This window comes from Paenibacillus barengoltzii NBRC 101215, from assembly GCF_004000745.1.
GTDB lineage: Bacteria > Bacillota > Bacilli > Paenibacillales > Paenibacillaceae > Fontibacillus > Fontibacillus barengoltzii.
Genome location: NZ_BILV01000025.1, coordinates 1 through 17,497, shown reverse-complemented (window position 1 = coordinate 17,497; position 17,497 = coordinate 1). Strand labels below are relative to the sequence as shown.

The 17,497-nt window shown below is 56.7% G+C and carries 17 protein-coding genes and 1 riboswitch; of the genes, 2 read left to right on the top strand and 15 right to left on the bottom strand.

Annotated elements, in window-relative coordinates; genetic code table 11:
* Positions 1–157 precede the first annotated feature (157 nt).
* From PBA01S_RS09280 to PBA01S_RS09260, 5 genes are all read right to left on the bottom strand, one after another.
* Positions 158–889, bottom strand: a complete 732-nt coding sequence (locus PBA01S_RS09280; protein ID WP_127575841.1) for a sugar phosphate nucleotidyltransferase — start codon at positions 887–889, stop codon at positions 158–160.
* Between the two features lie 39 nt (positions 890–928).
* Positions 929–1,672 carry a glycosyltransferase family 2 protein gene (locus PBA01S_RS09275; RefSeq protein ID WP_028538674.1) on the bottom strand — a complete coding sequence of 248 codons (744 nt, stop codon included), beginning with the start codon at positions 1,670–1,672 and terminating at the stop codon, positions 929–931.
* Positions 1,669–2,802, bottom strand: coding sequence for a glycosyltransferase family 2 protein (locus PBA01S_RS09270; protein WP_127575840.1), 1,134 nt, complete (start codon positions 2,800–2,802; stop codon positions 1,669–1,671). Before PBA01S_RS09270 ends, PBA01S_RS09275 begins: the two co-directional genes overlap by 4 nt.
* A gap of 7 nt (positions 2,803–2,809) precedes the next feature.
* Entirely contained in the window at positions 2,810–3,640 is an 831-nt protein-coding gene (locus PBA01S_RS09265; RefSeq protein WP_255315318.1) for a glycosyltransferase family 2 protein, read from the bottom strand.
* 185 nt (positions 3,641–3,825) lie between these two features.
* Positions 3,826–5,004, bottom strand: coding sequence for a glycosyltransferase family 4 protein (locus PBA01S_RS09260; RefSeq protein WP_127575838.1), 1,179 nt, complete (start codon positions 5,002–5,004; stop codon positions 3,826–3,828).
* Between the two features lie 225 nt (positions 5,005–5,229).
* Here PBA01S_RS09260 and PBA01S_RS09255 point away from each other — a divergent pair, with 225 nt between their 5' ends.
* Positions 5,230–6,327, top strand: coding sequence for a YheC/YheD family endospore coat-associated protein (locus tag PBA01S_RS09255; protein ID WP_127575837.1), 1,098 nt, complete (start codon positions 5,230–5,232; stop codon positions 6,325–6,327).
* Between the two features lie 93 nt (positions 6,328–6,420).
* On the opposite strand, the gene PBA01S_RS09250 is transcribed toward PBA01S_RS09255, so the two are convergent.
* Genes PBA01S_RS09250 through PBA01S_RS09240 form a run of 3 tightly spaced genes read right to left on the bottom strand, consistent with a single transcriptional unit; the run spans position 6,421 to position 9,466 of the window.
* On the bottom strand, positions 6,421–7,233 hold the full coding sequence (locus tag PBA01S_RS09250; protein WP_028538670.1) for an energy-coupling factor transporter transmembrane component T family protein: 813 nt from the start codon (positions 7,231–7,233) through the stop codon (positions 6,421–6,423).
* Positions 7,230–8,855, bottom strand: a complete 1,626-nt coding sequence (locus PBA01S_RS09245) for an ABC transporter ATP-binding protein (protein ID WP_127575836.1) — start codon at positions 8,853–8,855, stop codon at positions 7,230–7,232. Before PBA01S_RS09245 ends, PBA01S_RS09250 begins: the two co-directional genes overlap by 4 nt.
* Positions 8,855–9,466: an ECF transporter S component gene (locus PBA01S_RS09240; RefSeq protein WP_371859519.1), complete on the bottom strand. Its 612-nt coding sequence runs from the start codon at positions 9,464–9,466 to the stop codon at positions 8,855–8,857. The genes PBA01S_RS09245 and PBA01S_RS09240 overlap by 1 nt, the downstream gene beginning before the upstream one ends.
* A gap of 100 nt (positions 9,467–9,566) precedes the next feature.
* Positions 9,567–9,678, bottom strand: a riboswitch (TPP riboswitch).
* Positions 9,679–9,859: 181 nt separating this feature from the next.
* On the opposite strand from PBA01S_RS09240, the gene asd reads away from it, so the two are divergent.
* Entirely contained in the window at positions 9,860–10,657 is a 798-nt protein-coding gene (gene asd, locus PBA01S_RS09235) for an archaetidylserine decarboxylase (protein WP_028538668.1), read from the top strand.
* A gap of 60 nt (positions 10,658–10,717) precedes the next feature.
* Here asd and PBA01S_RS09230 read toward each other — a convergent pair whose 3' ends face one another.
* The 7 genes from PBA01S_RS09230 to PBA01S_RS09200 all read right to left on the bottom strand — a co-directional run.
* On the bottom strand, positions 10,718–10,990 hold the full coding sequence (locus tag PBA01S_RS09230) for an efflux RND transporter periplasmic adaptor subunit (protein ID WP_127575835.1): 273 nt from the start codon (positions 10,988–10,990) through the stop codon (positions 10,718–10,720).
* A 41-nt stretch (positions 10,991–11,031) separates the two neighbouring features.
* On the bottom strand, positions 11,032–11,880 hold the full coding sequence (locus tag PBA01S_RS09225) for an efflux RND transporter periplasmic adaptor subunit (protein WP_127575834.1): 849 nt from the start codon (positions 11,878–11,880) through the stop codon (positions 11,032–11,034).
* Positions 11,881–11,897: 17 nt separating this feature from the next.
* Complete coding sequence (locus PBA01S_RS09220; protein ID WP_036699921.1) at positions 11,898–12,761, bottom strand: carbohydrate ABC transporter permease; 864 nt, start codon at positions 12,759–12,761, stop codon at positions 11,898–11,900.
* A gap of 29 nt (positions 12,762–12,790) precedes the next feature.
* Positions 12,791–13,672 carry a carbohydrate ABC transporter permease gene (locus PBA01S_RS09215; protein WP_085170471.1) on the bottom strand — a complete coding sequence of 294 codons (882 nt, stop codon included), beginning with the start codon at positions 13,670–13,672 and terminating at the stop codon, positions 12,791–12,793.
* Between the two features lie 107 nt (positions 13,673–13,779).
* On the bottom strand, positions 13,780–15,225 hold the full coding sequence (locus PBA01S_RS09210; RefSeq protein WP_127575833.1) for an ABC transporter substrate-binding protein: 1,446 nt from the start codon (positions 15,223–15,225) through the stop codon (positions 13,780–13,782).
* A gap of 270 nt (positions 15,226–15,495) precedes the next feature.
* Positions 15,496–16,281 (bottom strand): helix-turn-helix domain-containing protein, encoded by a 786-nt coding sequence (locus tag PBA01S_RS09205; protein ID WP_016311031.1) that lies wholly within the window; start codon positions 16,279–16,281, stop codon positions 15,496–15,498.
* A gap of 126 nt (positions 16,282–16,407) precedes the next feature.
* Positions 16,408–17,497: aminotransferase-like domain-containing protein (locus PBA01S_RS09200; RefSeq protein ID WP_164744132.1), on the bottom strand; the 1,090-nt coding region annotated here is incomplete at its 5' end.

The following is a 17,497-nucleotide window of genomic DNA, read 5'->3' as shown; positions in this document are numbered from 1 at the left end:
GGTTCGCGCGGCCGTTCTTCCACCGGCCGGCGGACCGGCGGCCCGGTGAGGCCGCAGCTGCGCTACCGGCGCCCCGCCGGCTGAATGTTTTGCGGCTGGTGACCGCCGCATTGTCGCGTGTAGCCATCCCGTACCTCCTTTCCGGCTTCCCTATCGCTTAGGGAAGTACGCCTTTCATATGAATTGCGGCTTCCTGCAGCGATTCAAATGTGCCGGCATCTCCCCACCACAACTGGAGGACGTCGAACTCGAGCTTGCCTTCCCGCGCGTAAAGGTTGTTCACGTCTGTAATCTCCAGTTCGCCGCGAGCGGAACGTTCGATGCTGCGGATCATGCCAAACACGCTGTCATCGTACATGTAAATCCCGGTAACCGAATATTTCGATTTCGGTTTCTTCGGTTTTTCCTCGATATAAGCAATATGTTCCGGGGCATCTTCAGCAAACACCGGCACGCCGTAGCGCCGTGGATCATCCACCGGCTTCAGCATCACCCGTGCGCTGCCCAAAGGCTGCTGCTTAAATCGCTCCACGTATGGTGTTAAATCGTCCAAGAACAGGTTGTCACCCAACAGCACAACGAATTTGCTGCCCGGTGGGATAAACCCCTCCGCCAGCTCCAGGGCTTCTGCAATTCCGCCGGCCGATTCCTGGATACGATACGTCAGATTCACTCCAAAGTTCTCCCCGCTGCCAAGAAAGTCCGCGTACAGCCCTGCAGATTGTTTGCCGATCACGATGAGGATGTCGGTGATTCCAGCTTGACGCAGCCGTTCTATGCCGTAACAGACCATCGGATAATTCCCGACCGGAAGCAGATGCTTGTTGATCAATCGGGTCAGCGGGTATAGACGCGTGCCGGTGCCCCCCGCCAAAATCACACCTTTCATGAACGCTCCTCCCTTACCTTAAAAATTTGAGGCTCCCTGTTAAATAAATTGCCAGGGATCTACGCCCCATTTATCGATAAACCGCATACGGTTCCGTTCTATCAGCTCGCTCCACCCTTCCGGATGGCGGGTTTTAAAGCTGGCACTGCCTTCATGGTACACCAGCGTATCGCCGCACATAAGCAGACGATAACCAAGCTGCCGAGCACGGTAGCAGTAATCGTCATCTTCGTAATGACCGGGCGAAAACCGTTCGTCAAATCCTCCCGCCCGCTCCAGTACCTCCCGCTTAAAGAGCAGGCACATGCCGATCAGCCGCTGGACTTCCTGCCATTTGGCCGGATCCGAATGGTTATGACGTTCGGCGATTTTGGCGAAATCCTCTCCTTCCTCCCAATTGATCTCCACCTGCTGCCGTCCGCTGGCATAATTGGTCACCGGGCCGACGAGGCCGACATCAGCGGCGCTGTGCAGCGCCTGGAGCAGATTCGAGAGCCAGCGCGGAGAGACAAGAACATCATTGTTAAGAATAAGAAGGTGAGCGCCCGAAGCGACCGACAATCCTCGGTTTACAGCGATCGGAAATCCTTCATTGCGCGGCAGCGCCACCAGGATCAGACGCTCCTTCAGACAGAACGATGCCGTGTCGTCCTCGGAGCCGTTGTCCACCACGATAATCTCATAAGGAGTCTCCGTATACTGACGGATCGCCGCCACGCAAGGGGCAAGCAAGTGAAGCCCGTTATAGGTCGGAATGATGATACTCGTTACTCCAGCCGTCATCGGGCATTCCTCACTTTCGCAAGTTCGCTCCGGCCTATTGTGGAGAAGCGTAACCGGACGCCTTCCGTTTTCATAACCTCACCAAGCGCCTCGAGATGGTCGCCAACGATCATCCGTGCGACCGCATTACCCGCCCCGCTGTTGCTGGTGCGGAGACGGTTTTTGCGGATCACGTCCACGGAAATCGGCGCACCTGCCTTCAGCCCGCGAACCAAGGCGAGCGCTTGGGCTTTCGGAGGAACGATCAGCGCAGCGGTGCCTACCGTCCGTACTGCGCGGCGGGACAAAGCGTTTGGCACCGCAGTTAACGAGTTCGCCTTCAACTCCGGATGTCCAAGCGCCAGATTCAAGAATGCCTTACAGCGCGTTACCTCATCCTGCTGGGAGAACGGCGGCAGATGCGGCGTCAAATCGTTAAGCGCCAAGTCCTCTCCCCGATCGATGGCGATCAAAAAAGCAGCTAAATCCTCGGCGGCAACGCACATATCCCCGTCGGTAAACAGCAAAATATCCCCGGTAGCTATCGCCGCCCCAATCGCCCGGCCTACGTCATGCCCTAACCGCTCGGGGAAGCTCAGCCGCGTAATGCGCGGATCGCGATCCACGACGGTAAAGCTTGCATCATCGCAGCCATTCAAGACAACGATGATCTCATGCAGAGGCAGCTTGCGGAGCTCTGCCAAAACCGCCGGCAACGTCTGCTCCTCATTACTCGCCGTCACAATCGCTGAGGCACGGCTTTTCAGCGGCAGCGGAATCCACATCTTACTCAATCCGGCTGCATGGGCATACCCGCGGCGATACGCCAAGGAAGCCGTCAACAAAGCCGTGAAAGGCAGTTGATCCACCCGCTCCGCCTGCGCCCACGCTTGAAAACAAGCCTGCATCTGTGGCGAACCCTTCTCCGCCCCATCCTGTGCCGCCGCACGGGCTCCTGCGGCCCAAGCTTTGGCTTTGAGGCGTTGGAGCGGGATGCCGGCATATCTTTTTCCCGTCGAAGGACGGACCCCGCGGCGGCCTTTGCGGGAGAAGCCGCTGGATCTCCGGATTGCTCCTCCGCGCAAACGGGCCGAGGAACCGCTTCTTCGTTTCCGACGAACCTTCATCTTTTGCCGAGTTACCATGACCATCAATGGATCACCTCACCTTACCGCGCTGCCGTCCCAGATCGATGTATCCGCCGCGCGGTCCTTGCTGGAGGAGCAGCCAATGGATCGCCTCCAGATGATCCCCTGCCACCAATGCGGTCAGCGGATCAACACGACTTCCCTTCTTCCCTATGCGTCCCCGGGCTGGATTTAGCTTGCCAACGGGGACGGTATGCACCGGCTGGACGTTTAACCCCAGCCGGATCGCTTTAGCTAAGGCGAGCGGCGGAACCTCCAGCGCATCCAGGCCGACGGTGTCTACCGCAGTTCGGCTCATCGCATGCGGGACTGCCGTCAAGGAAGCTCCGCGCAGGTCAGGACGCTGCAGCACACCGTTCAGGACGTGTTTGGCTAGAACGACTGGATGTGCCACCTTCCCTCGTACCGGGCCGGAGTAGCTGTTCAGCGCCACATCGACACCCGTCAGCACCGCGTTGACAAAAGGCCGAAGCTCCCGGGCTGGAATCACCATGTCAGCGTCGATGAACAGCAGCACTTGACCGCGGGCCGCCTCCGCCCCAACGCGCCGGCCCACATCATGTCCCAGCGGCTCCGGTACGTGGATGACGTGAGCGCCGCAGGCTTCAGCCAGCTCAGCGGTCCCGTCAGTTGAGCCGTTCACCACGACGATCGTTTCGCTGCGCGGATGCACCAGACCGGCTTCACGCAGTACGCTGGCGATCGTCGCCCTTTCATTCATCGCCGGAATGATGATGGATACGATGGGATCGGGATGATTGACCAAACGCGGCAGCACTTTAGGGCGCTGAATCGGTTTGCGGTTCAGTCGGATGCGCGGCCGCTTGCGTTTTTTGACCACATCAATTTCCTCCCAAAAACGTGATAATACCGGAGCATATACCTCAGTGTATGATTGGCCGGGGGGCTGGTAACGGCAAACGTACAGTTGTCCTGACGAATGCGGCACAGGCCCTGCTTATGGGACAAAAGAAAAAAACGCCTTTCGGCGTTTCCCTAAGATTTGCTCTGGACATCCAGATATCATCAGTTTTTAGCGCTTCGTCGACCTATGTGCGTCTGCACCCCTCTGGCGCGCACGAGACTGACCCAACGGTCTGCGGTGTGATCCCAGCGGTAATGACGACGAACGATTTCTCGGCTGGCCCGGCCGATGACTTGACGAAATTCCTCTTCCTCCAGCAGCAATATGATCCGATCAGCCAAGCTGTCTCCCGCCCCTTCGGCGAGCAGTCCATCAACCGCAAATTCAAGTACCGGGGCGTCATGAGCATCCAGCGTAGGCAAGCCGGCAGCCATCGCTTCAAGGCGCGTTAACATCGATGCCGGCTCATCGCCCGGTAACATCACCAGGCAATCCGCCAAGAGATACCTATCCGAAATGAAGTAAGGCGACCCGGCCTGCAGGCAGGCAATCCGCTCTGGAGCGTAGGCGGCAAGCCCATGTGGCTTCGATCGCTCAAACCATTCACGGAAAGCCCCGGTTCCGGGGAAGTCGGCGGCAAGGAACACCAGCATCGACTCCGGCACGCGATCCAGCACCTCGGTAAGAGCCGAGACAATGTGCTCCTCGTCCCTAAGCGGCGGCCAACTTCCAGCCAATAGAATGATTTTGCGATTCATCCATCCCCGCTCCATCAGCCGCTGTTGACGTTCCCGTTCCCCATCTGGCGTCCAGCGCAGCAGCACTTGTTCTTCTAGGCTTGCTCCCGGCAAATGAACCCATACCGGAGTGACCAAAGAGGGGAACTGCGCCAGCAACTCGGCTTTGGTCCGTTCACTGCCGACGATCAGGCCGTCCACGCCTTCCAGAACTTGCATTGTATATGCCTTGGGATGGCAGGAAGAAGATACGATCTGGGCAGAGGGTAACGTCAACAGTACACGGGAGAGCGGAAGCCGAGCTTTCAGCTGACAAGCCAGCAATGGTCGGCCATAAACGTCCACCGTATCCGGCCGCCACTTGCGCAAGTGCCGCAGCAGTGACTCCAGATAGAGGCGTCCCCCGGGCAAGCAATAAAAAGGAACGCCCCCCATCCATCCTTGGGCCGGTAGATGCCCGTCCGCAACGCCAAAGAGGCGAATGTGCAGCTGCTCTGCCGCATGAGGGAGCATTCGTTCAAGCACCCTCTTCACTGGACGGTGTTTCCCTGAAACCGCCGTAAAGGCGTCAGGCGCGATCAACGCGACTTTTTCCCGATCCATGTGAAGTCCCCCCTCCTTACCGTTTCACTTGCATTCGATATCCTAAATATACGAGAAGCTCCTGGCAAATGTGACACCTTCTTGGAAGATGAGCCTAATTTGCCAAAGGCGGTGTTCCATCCGTAGTTCGCCCGAAAACAGGCGGCTGTCGCAGCACAGTCGTCCACGCTAATGACCCGGGACAACATACACTGAAGGAAGACGCACGGGAAGGAGGAAACCCACTTGAGTCAGGACACTGTCGGAATCCTGCTGAATTCCAGCATGTACCGAGGGATCCCTACGCGCAGAACCGGCCAAGAGTGGATCACAGGGTATGAAGAAGCGGCACAGGAATATGGATTAATCCCCGTTTTCTTGCGTCTCGCCGGCATCGATCCGGCAGGGGGCAGATGTCTCGCTTATGTATATAATGGCATCGAATACGTCGAGCAACAGCTTCCCTTGCCTTCAGTGATCCATAACCGAGCGTTATATCCCAGACTTGCAGCTCGAAAAAGACTCCAATCCCTGAATGCCCGGGGCATCACAATCTTTAATACCACCAACCGTTATGGAAAAGACTTCATCCACCGCTTGCTCTGGAGTGCTCCTCACTTGCGGCCGTACCTTCCGGCATCGATGCCGTTAACCCCCAGCAATCTGCGGAACATGATGACCCGCCATACGGACCTCATCCTTAAGCCGATCCGCGGCTCCATTGGCCATGGTGTCATGCGATTGCGACATCTGCCATCGTCAGGGTGGGAGCTCACTTATGCTACGACACTTGGCCAGCGGCAATGGAGAACGATTCGACTGCATCGGGGACAACTGCCGCCCGGGGTTCGGCATATGCTGCGTCGCACGCCTTATCTCGTGCAAGAGCGTATTCCGCTGGCGGAATACGAGCAGCGCCCCATCGATCTGCGGATCACCGTCCAGCGGGGCGGCGGAGGCGATTGGAGCGTCACCGGGCGCTTCGCCAAAGTAGCTGCTGCAGGCAGCTTTGTGTGTAACCTCGCCAGAGGCGGCGAAGCCCATCCCGCCGAGGAGCTGCTGGCCAAAGTGCTCCCGGAGCAGATCGTCCCGGCAGCCCTTGCTCACGTTAATGAGCTTGCCCTGACCATCTCCCGCTATCTGGGCAACCGTCTCCCGCATCTCGCCGACCTGGGGCTGGACATTGGCTTATCCGCAAGCGGGAAGCCTTACTTTATCGAATGCAATGGGCGTGACCAGCGTTACGGCTTTCGTAAAGCCGGATTGCTGGAAGCCTGGAAGGATTCATATCGACAGCCTATGGCTTACGCCCGTTATTTGTTAGACCGATCGAACCGGGCTTAGCCAAATGGAACAAAACTAAAAAAAGGGGCGGATTCCTAAACACAGAGAGCAGGCAGTAACCCGTTTCTCCGGAAGGAATCATGCCCCTTCGTTTCATAAGATTTCATGATAGCGAACATCTGCAATGTGAAATAGCGGGTACAAGTCCGCCAAGAAGTAAGCTGCAGCCGCAACCAAGCCGATGAGCAGCCATGTCAACACATCGTACCGGGAATAGGCAGTCGGGTAATAATACGTGCGCGGCCGATTTCCGTCGAACGCTTTCGCTTCCATGGCGACAGCAACTCGATGGGCCCGCCGGATGCTCTGAGACAGCAGCGGCACAGCGTACAGCTTCGCTTGCGCGACGAGACCGGGCAGTCCGCGCGGACGGCGAACGCCGCGAATCAGCAGCGCATTACGTCGGACAAGCAGCTCCTCCCAGACCATGGGAAGCAGCCGGACCGAGGCCATAAAGCTGTAGGCGTATTTGGGCGGCAGCTTCGCCTGCTGCATTAGCGCGTAAAACAAAGCGACCGAAGAAGTCGTCAACACGAACAACAGCCCTTCGGCAGCAAAGGCCACTGCTTTGAACCCGATGTGAATCCCACGGTAGAAGCTTTCTTCAGAAATGCGGAACAATCCCCACGACCACCAGATCTCCGTCCCTTTGCCAAACAGAATCATCGTCGCCGCCGAGGAGGCAAAGATCAGCGCAAAGGGGAACAGAAGCAAAGCGACTTTCCAAGGTTCATAACCGCTGAGCAGGAAGAGCAAGAACGTAAAAAGAAGCGCCTGATAAAAAATAAAATCAAGCCGGTGCGTAAATAACGTCAGCAGAAACAGCAGGATCATCAACGCCAGCTTGGCAGCCGGGTTCGCCTGATGCAACCAAGTCCGCCGTTTCGGGGTCAGAAAACGTCTCATCTGGCAATCACCGCCTCCGGATCCCGGCGGCCAGGCTGGTCGGTTGGCGCGGAGGTGATATCCGCTCCCCGTTCGGCTGATCCGTTGGATTCCGGTGATTCGCCGGCACTTGCCTGGGACCGTTCTACCCGCGAGGTCAACCGTTGGCTCGTCAACCGTCCGTCCCGGACCTCCCAATACTGGGTGGCCACCTGCTCTGCGATCCGCTCTTCATGGGTAACCATGAGGATCGCCGTCCCGCGTCGACGTAACGCCTCGCATAACTGCAGAATGGCAAACGTGTTCGCAGCATCCTGACCGAAGGTCGGCTCATCTAGCAGCAACACCTGTTGTTCGCGCACGGCCGCCGCAGCCACACTAAGGCGCCGCTTCTGCCCCAGCGACAGCTGGTAAGGATGCCGCATCTCCAAGCCGGTTAGACCAAACTGCTCTAGATACTCCGTCACCCGACCGTTCAGCGTTCTGGCGTCAAGTCCATCCTCCCTCAGCGAGAAGGTGACTTCGTCCACCACCCGATCGGCGACAAACTGAAACTCCGGATTCTGGAACACAAATCCGATCTCACGAGCGGCCGACTCCAACCGTCGTCTGCGGTCACGTCGGCTAAGCTTCCCAGTCTCGATCCGTTTTCCCTGCAGCATAAATGCCCCCTCAGACGGCAGCAAACCGATCAGACTGAGCAGCAACGAGCTCTTCCCTGCACCGTTTGGCCCAGTGATCGCAATCCAATCCCCGGGATACACGGCGGCTTGCCCGACTTCAATCACCGGCCGCCCATGCCGGAACCCGTGAAAATCAGTCAACTCCACGGCGGCAGGTCCATCCAATTGCCGGCTACCTCCCACCGGCTCCAATAACCTGCGGCCGGCTTCTGTGGCAAAATACGCTTCCCATACGCCGGGATACCAGATCCCAAATTCAATAAGCTCGGAATGATACGTATCAAACACGACGTCCGGTGCCCCCTCGCCCAACACCTTCCCATCCGGTCCAAACAACACGACGCGGTCAACCAGACCTAGCGCCGTCAACTCCTCGATCCGGTGCTCCACGATAATGAGGGTGCGGCCCTCAGCCACCTTAGCGATCGCTTGCCAAATTTGCTCTCGGCCCTGCGGATCGAGCAATGCCGAAGGCTCATCCAGCAGCAGCACCTCCGGATCGCCCAGCAGCACGGAGGCAAGCGCCAACCGTTGCTTCATCCCTTGGGATAGCGAATCGATCGGCACATGGAGCTCAGGCAGGTCAAGGCCCACCTTCGCCAATGCAGCCTGCATCCGCGCGGGCATATCCGGCTTCGGCACGCCCAAATTTTCTAAGGCGAACGCCAACTCCTCATCCACGTAAGGCATACAAAACTGCGTATCCGGATCCTGGAACAAAAATCGCCATGACGCGGGAAGCTGTTGTGCGGACGTGCGCATCGGAATCTCAACTAGGTCTGGAATGATGCCGCTCAGCACCTGGAGCAGCGTCGATTTGCCGCATCCGCTGGGACCCAGCAGCAGCACATGCTCCCCACGCCGCACCGAGAAATCCAAATCCTTAAACACAAACCGATCCTCTCCCGGGAACTTGAGCCGCAGCTCCCGGATCTCAGCTGCCGTCGTTTCTTTGCTCATCAGTCATTCAACGCCGCATAATCTTTGGGATCAACGGGTCGCAGCAATGTCGTAACCCCTGTTGCCTCTACGGCCTTCACGACGGCATAAGCGAAGTACCCGCAGATCAGCGCCGAGCTGACGGCCCGCATCGCATATTTGGCAGTCAAGAGCCACGGCTCGTAATCCTGCACATAGCCGTAGAAGAAATCTGGGAGAACCGAACCTACGGCAGCCCCAATCCCAGCCAACGCAGCAACGGAGCCGGAAAATTTCCGGTACCGGAACGCGGCGAACACCAGCTCCGCCCCTAAACCTTGCAGCACACTGTAAAGAACCAACTGGACGCCCCACTCGCTCCCGAACAAAATTTCCACATGGGCAGCAGCGATCTCCGCGATTAACGCCACCCCCGGTTTGCGAATCAACAAGAACACCAGCGTTGCAGCCAGGAACCACATCCCGTACACCAGTTCATCGGCCTGGAAGAACAGGGGGGAGAACAAATTGTACACCGAACTCCAAAAGTGATACACCACACCTAGCACCAGCGAGACCAACACCGTTACCAGCACATCACTGAGCTTGAGACCACGCCCCGTTCTTTTTTGAACAACCTCTGACATCTTCATCTCTCCTCCTGATCATTTGATTTAAATCCTCGCATCGTAAAAAAACCGCCTGAATAGCTCAGACGGTGGTCAGGTCACGGGGACGCACGAAGGCACAAAAAGTCCCGGACGATCGATTCTCTACGCTGGCATTATCCAGATCAGATTAACGGTCCGCGGCGCAATATGCCGCTATCTCAGCCTGATTCGCTCAAGCCCCCGTATCCCTATGCGATTGATATAAACATACACCAACCCCGCCCAGGCATCAAGCCTAAATTTGTACAAATCTGTAAACTGGGGGTTACCAATCCGTTATTGATTTCGGTCTGATTCTGTGTCAAGATAAGCGGAAGTGGCAACGAATTCATCAATACCCATGCAGCATTACTGGACAGACTAGGAGGATGCGATTTGGCCGCGACATGGATGAAATGGATGACGGAGCTTTCCTCCCGGAAATGGTTATCCCGGTTGATAGGCAAGTTCTCTCATTCGGGGGTTAGCCGAGCAATGATCCCTTTATTCGCAAAATCGTATGGCATTCCGCTGCATGAAGCGGAGAAGGAGCTTCGGGAATACCGCACGTTAAACGAATTCTTCACCCGCAAGCTAAAGCCGGGCATGCGCCCGCTGCACGCGGAGCCGGGAGTGATGATTAGTCCGGTGGACGCGCTGATTACGTTTATGGGCGAGGTGCAATCCGGCACGATCCTGAACGTGAAAGGACAGGATTATTCCTTGGAAGCGCTGCTGGCCGGCTCTCCCCGCGTCGAATTGTACAAACACGGATACGCCTTTGTTCTGTATCTGAGTCCTACCGATTATCACCGGATTCACGCGCCCGTGACGGGCAAAAAGCTGGAAAGTGAGCACATCCAAGGCCGGGTCTACCCGGTGAATGATTTTGGCATGCGCCATATGAAGAAGGTGTTATGCCGAAACGAACGCTTGATCACTTACATCTCCCATGAGTATGGGGAAATCGCTCTTGTGAAGGTCGGCGCGATGAACGTGAGCAGTATCCAGTATACCGATCCTTCGGCAAAATCCTGGGAGCAAGGCGACGACCTCGCTTATTTCGAGTTTGGATCCACCGTCGTCCTGCTCACCCAGAACGGCACCTTTACCCCCTGGCCTGAACTTGCCCCCGGACAGAAGGTACGGATGGGTGAAGCGCTGGGCCGCTTTAACTCCGCAAACCCAAGCTAATTAAACAAGACCATGCATCGCCGGCTTCGGCCGGCTCTTCCCATCTCCTGCACTGTATTGCTAGTTCAGCTCATACCGGACGCGGGTGCCGTCCATGATCAGCCCTGTGCTGCCTACGATGACCTCGGACTGCTCGAAGATCTCACCGCTGACAGCTGTTGCGTATTCGTTCGAACCTTCCGTCTCGACTCGGGTTAGTTTTGCGTAATATGCATTGCCAAGCGGGCCTTGTTCCGCAGAGATCGTGTATAGGAACGCCCCCTGGCTGTCATGATGAACGGCTTCATTGGGGACGAGCAACAGTTGGTCGCCCTTCGATTTGCGCAGGCTCACTTTGACGCGTTCACCGCCTAGGAGACCGGATTCTTCTTCCTTCAGTGATATCGTGATCCGGGTGTTCGCGGCCGAGACTTGGTCGCTGTCGCCAGGCCCAAGCTGGTCATCGCCGATCGAATCCCCCCTCCATCGTACGCCTCTTCGATCGTGGTAACGGTGCCGGTAAGCTGTCGGGCATCGTCGTCTACAAGCGTGATCGAATCAAGTTCTTCACCGGACCGGATCAGGATCGCAAGCTCGTCCGGCACCATCAACCAGATCTGATAGCCCTGGGACGTATCGGATAGGCTGACGTCGGGAACCCCCGCTGAGGCGATCCCCTCTTCAGCACCTACCGTCATGACGATGCCATCCACCGGAGCGATCAGCTCCCGACCCGCTTGGATCTCCTCCTGCAGCTTGGTGATGCGCCGCTTCTGATCTTCCATATCAAACTGCATGCTCTTCAGCGCTGAGGACGCATGATGCACGGCTTCCTCATCCCCTTCCCGGAGCGCCTGCTTCAAATCGTACTCCAGTTGTTCCAGCGACAACTGCATCTTCTTCAGGGAAGATTGCTGATCGGCAAGCTGGTCCTTCACGTCGCTGTCGTCATACCGGACGAGCGGCTGTCCTTTGTGCACCTTATCTCCAACCTTCACAAGCACTTTAAGCACCTTCCAGCCCGCCGGATTCATCAGTTTTCGTTCCGCTGCCGGCCGGACCAGTGCGGTCCCTTCATAGGAATAATCCAGTGATCCGACGGTGGGCACAGCCGTGATCACCTTCGGCATCGACAACGCCCGAATCGTGTTACCGCCCAGTGTCAGCACGATAAGCAGGGCGAAGAAGAGTCCCCCAAGCGCGCGTATTTTTCTTTGTTTTGAACGGGTTGCCAATTCTTCCAAGCACCCTCACCTCCCGGCTAACCTTTAATTCCTGACTGTCCAATCCCTTCGACGAAATACGACTCCGCATACAAAAATAGGAGTACCGCCGGAGCCATGTACAGCGTTGAAGCCGCAAAACCGATGCCGCGGGCCTGTTTGTTAATCTGCGCCAGATAGAGAGACAACGGCTGCTTGGCGTCATCCTGCAGGAAGATGAGCGGTTGCTCAATCATGTTCCAGTAGTCGATAAACAGGAGAACACTTAGAGCCGCCAGGCCGGGTTGGACAAGCGGAACGATTATGCGCAAGAAAATCGTGAACTGCCCCGCTCCGTCGATTTTAGCAGCTTCGATGTACGCATTCGGAATATGCGTCATGAATTGGCGCATCATGAACACGCCAAACGCGCCGAAGATGCCGGGTAGAATGATCGCCGATTCGTGATTCATCAGGCCCAGTTGGTCGATAACGAGATAGTTGGGCACGAGCGTCACCTGGAACGGCATCAACATGGTGAGCAGATAGACGAAAAACAGCTGATCCCTGCCGAAAAATCGCAGCTTGGCGAAGGCGTAAGCCGCCAGCGTACCGCAGACGGCTTGCCCAACCACAATCGGTGCCACCAGCAGGGCGGAGTTCCAGAACATGTGAAGATATTTCGCCGACTGGATTAAGATTTGCGCGTATTGGCCGAAGGACAGCCAGTCAGGAAGCAGCTTCAAATTAACGAAAGCGTCCGCTCCTCCCTGCGATACATCGATCATGACGCCGAGAAGACCGTAATTCCGCTCGATCTCTTGTTCCGTCATCAGCGAACCCGTCACGGTCAGAATGATGGGCACGAGCATAACCAGCGCAACTGCGCCAGCCGCAAGCGCCGCGATGATTTGGGGCAGCATGCCGAGCTTCCTCACTCGATCACCTCCGTTCATTCCATGTTCTCCCGAAACCGACGCTCCACCGCGAGCAGAAGAGCAACCAGCAGAGCGATGCAGCCGACCATCAGGATCGCGGCGGCAGTCAGCTTCTGAACGTCCAGCGAAGCGAACATGTTGTTCATATAATGCTGCATCATGTAGAGGCGATCGTATGGATAATCCCCCGCCAGCAGATACGTTTCCCGGAACACTTTAAACGAATTGACGATGGAAATGAGCACGACGAAAAACATCGTTGGCGTCAAATAGACCAGCGTGATGTGGTACAGCCGGCGCAACGGTCCCGCTCCCTCGATACTGGCTGATTCGTAATACGATCTAGGGATCGATTGCAAGCCAGCCAGGAACAGAATCATGTTGTAGCCGAGGTTCTTCCAAAGAAACATCACCGCAACGATGCCTATCGACCAATCGGACTGCATCCAATCGATTCGACCTTGCCCGAACTCATGCAGCCACTCGTTCAGCGTCCCGTTCCAATCGAAGAAAATTTGCCAGATCGTAACGGTCGAAGCGACGGGAACGACGAGGGGCAACACGATGGATGTCCGGATCCCGTCACGGAGGAACAACGGCCGGTTCAGCAGCAAAGCCAAGCCGAGGGACAAGAGAATGAGCAACGGAACGCTGACCGCGGTGAATAGCAAGGTATTGGCAGCCGCCTTGCGGAAGGAGCTGCTGCCCAGCAGGTCGATGTAGTTATGCAAGCCAACGAATTTGCTTCCTCCAACGCCCGCACCGTCCGTGAACGATTCCCAGAAGCCTAATAGAAATGGGATCAGATAAAAGATCGAGAAGCCAATCACGCTCGGAGCAAGCAGCCAGAAAGCCTGGAACCCGTCCTTGCGAAGCAGGGTGAGCAGCTTATTCATGGGGCTCAGTCGTCGCTTGGTTCTGCAGCAAATGGGCGACGTCCTCCGCGATTGTTTCGTGATACATGTCCCATCCCCTCTCTAAGTAAAAAGTTGTCCATTATCCGTCATTCATTCAACAACAGATTGATCTTGTTCGCGATCACCTTCGCTACGTCGCTCGCTGACTTCTGGCCGGCAAAGAACGCTTCCGTCTCGTTATATATCGTCTCGGAGAGTTTGGAAGGACCTCCCACAGCATGGACGGCTGTGTTGATGTAATGGTCCACCTGCGCCAGCATATCCGGATCGACCGGAACCTTCGGACCGTTCCCGCTTGTAACCGTTCCGTCCTGAAGGAGCTTGCTCTTCTGTTGCTCGTATACACTTCGGTTCATTGGAAAACCAGGGCTGGCATCCAAATGCTCGTCGAAATAAGCTTGTACGCTCTCCTCGTTGAGCAGAAATTGAATGAAGTCCCAAGCTTCCTGTGGATGGTCGGAATTGGCATTGATGCCAAGCTGCCCGAACGGTTTGAAGTAGCCGCCGCCACCCGCATTCACCAGATGCGGCTTAGCATACAGCGCCGTACGCGGGAATGGGGCGTACAACAAGGCGTCCCGCAGCGAATAGAGCTCTGCATCCATGAAATAGGCGGAATTCTTGCTGTCGGTCCCGGATTCCCCAACCGCAGTTAATCTCTGATAGTTCCCCATCTTATGAAGCAATCCATCATCCGCCATCTTTTGGACCTGCTCCATCATCTCAGCCAAGGCGTTTGTATCCAATTGCGGCTCCCCGTTCGTTACGTTGATGAGCTTCTCGAAATTTTCCGTCACGAGCTGTTCCAAGAAATAACGTTCCTCGCCCATGAAGATATACGATGGATCGCCCTTTTGCTTTAACTGCTTGATGGTGTCGATGAAGTCGTTCAGCGTCCAGCTGTCATCGTCAAACGAAACGCCTGCTTGTTCTATAGCTTCCACATTGCCATACAGACCAACTAGTGAGAAATACAATGGCATGCCGTATAACCCGCCGTCCCCGCCGCTTTGCACATGGTCCATAATATTGGTGAAATAATTTTCCTTGTGAAAGTCAGCGTCTTGATTCATCAGCTCGTGTAAATCGACAAGCAACCCCCGCTTCACGTATTGTTCGGAAGGAAGCTGATCGAGTTCAATGATGTCAGGTCCTTTTCCGGCCAACATGGCGGTGTTGCTGGTCTTGACAAATTGTTCCTGCTTGTTCATCACATCGTTCAGATCTTTGCCCGACGTCGAAGCGGCATGCAGCTCAATATCGACATTCGGATGCAGTTGCTCATATTTCTCCACGGCAGCCTTGACTTGATCGCTCAAAAAATAAGTGGCGACGACAAGCTTCACCTGCTCATTCGATTTCTCCTTCTTCCCCGGATCGCCGGATGTCCCGGAAGCAGGTCCGCTCGTACCATTCAACGCTATCCCGGTTGTTGACGTATCCGCGAGTGATCCCCCTTCCCCGTTCCCGGACCCGGTGCAAGCAGAGAGAACCAGCAGCAGCACGAGTCCCAGCCAAGCCATCGGTTTCATATTCCTTTTTCCTCCTTCGTCTTCAGGATGAGGCCGTCTTTCGACGCAACACTCAGCTTACGGCATACATGTCGCCAAAATATCACTGACTTGTAAACAAATTGTCTCAGGCGCGGCCACAAAAAAAGACCGGACGATGTTGTCCGGCCTACACTAGGCAAAAATAACCTGTAGGTTTGTAAAGAAAAAACCGCCGAAGCTTCAAGCTTGGCAGTCGAGAACAATGAATTCATTCACTTCAGAGGGTGTTCGTGATTTAGAACAACCTGCTTAACGGATTTCGGATGGGCTTTTTCCCGTATATTGCTTAAACTGGCGACTGAAGAAGAAGATGTCCCGATACCCCAGCGCATCTGCCACCTCGGTCACATTCATGCCGGCATGCAGAAGCAAATGCTGCGCCCGGTCGATTCTCGACTTAATGATGTAAGATTGCACAGACATTCCGATAATTTCCTTGAACTTAATCGAGAAATAGCGCGGGGACAATCCCGCCCGGGCAGCCAAATCCTGCACTTTATGAGGGAGGCCGGGATGCTGGAGCACATAGTTCGCCACTTCATGGATCACTTCATGCAGTTGGTTGCTGACCTTCTTCTCTACCGGTACCTGCCGTTCTTCCCGCAGCAAATAAATCAACAGCTGCTTGAGGATCAGCTGAGCCTCCTCTTCGGCGGCATAGGCCTTCATCAAAAATAAACGGACGTAACGCGACAACATATACTCGAAATCCAGCGTATCCTCCAGTACGCGGTAGGGACCCGGCACTTCGGTCACGGGCTCGTGGACGTCGAAATGGATGTACGTCAGCACCAGCGGTTTCTGCGGGTTATGCGTAGCACTGGTGTGATCCCCCTTGCGGAACAGGAAGCAGCTGCCTTTACTGACCGGAATGGGCTGGTCGTTCAGGACAACCGTGCCTTCACCGCTCCACACATAGAAGAGATCATAGTTCTGCAACGGCTTCTCCCTCTTGTGCCATTTCCAACCGGGTTCGCAGACGATTTTGGCGAATGCCGGCTTCAATTCAAATGATGATGGTGAAACGTGAAGCATGTCCTTCCCTCCCGTAAAAAAAAATACAATCGCATCATTTTGCCTGATCCGTACAATGTCTTGTCCTCCTCATTACATCACGAGGACAAGTTTATCACCTTTATTATACCTTTAAAGCGCACGGGTTTAAATATCCCCCCAGGCCGCTTTCATACGAAATACACCCTCAATGAGCGTCAATTCGTCTAAATGGGAAAAAGCAAAGCAGGCTGCCGGCGGCCCCGGAGTGATCCGGTAAATGGCCGCATCGCGAAACAGGACGCCGCGACCGGCCGCCGCTTGGCGGAAGGCCTGGTACTCCTCCGGCGAGCGGAGCCATTCGGCGTACAGCAGTAATCCGGCATCGGCGGGGCGAAGGCGGAACAATTCGCCCAGCTCCTGTTCCATGCAGCGGCGGAACGCCTCTTGCTTGGCGCCGTAGTGGCGCCGCATCCGGCGCAGGTGGCGCTCGTAGCCGCCCGTGCGCATGAACCGGGCGAGCGCCCGCTGCTCCAGCCGCGCCGGCGGCACCGGCTCGTAGAGCGCCTTCGCGCTCGCAACGGGCCGAACCAGGGTGCGCGGCAGCACGGCATAGCCGACCCGCAGGGCGGCGAACATCGTCTTGGAGAAGGAGCCGACGTAGACGACGCGCTCCTCGCGGTCCAACGCCTTGAGCGGCTCCAGCGGGCGGCCGCCCCAGCGGAACTCGCTGTCGTAATCGTCCTCGACGATGACAGCGTTCCGCCGCGCAGCCCACGCCAGCAGCTCGCGCCGCCGGGCGTGGGAGAGCACGACGCCGGTCGGGAACTGCCGACCCGGCGTGACGAACAGCAGCCGCGCGTCCCAATCGCGCGGCACGATGCCGTCTCCGTCCAGCGCCGCCGGGACGGACACGCCTCCGCAGGCGGCCACCGCCCGCGAGATCCCGTAGTAACACGGGTTCTCCAGCACCGCGGGCTCGCCTTCCCCCAGCAGCAGCTGGGTCAGCAGCGTGATCGCCTGCATCGACCCGTTGAAGAGGCAGATGTGCTCTGCCTCTGCCGCAATCCCGCGGCTGCGCCGCAGATGCGCAGCGATCGCCGCACGCAGCTCCGGCTCACCGGCCGGAGCCGCGGCTTCGCCCAAGGCGGCGCCGGGCTTGCTGCGCGCCGCCCACGCCAGGGCGCTGTTCCACTCCGCCGTTGGGAACAGCGCCTCCCAGGGGCCCCCGTCCCGGTACGAGATCGGGACGGGCCCC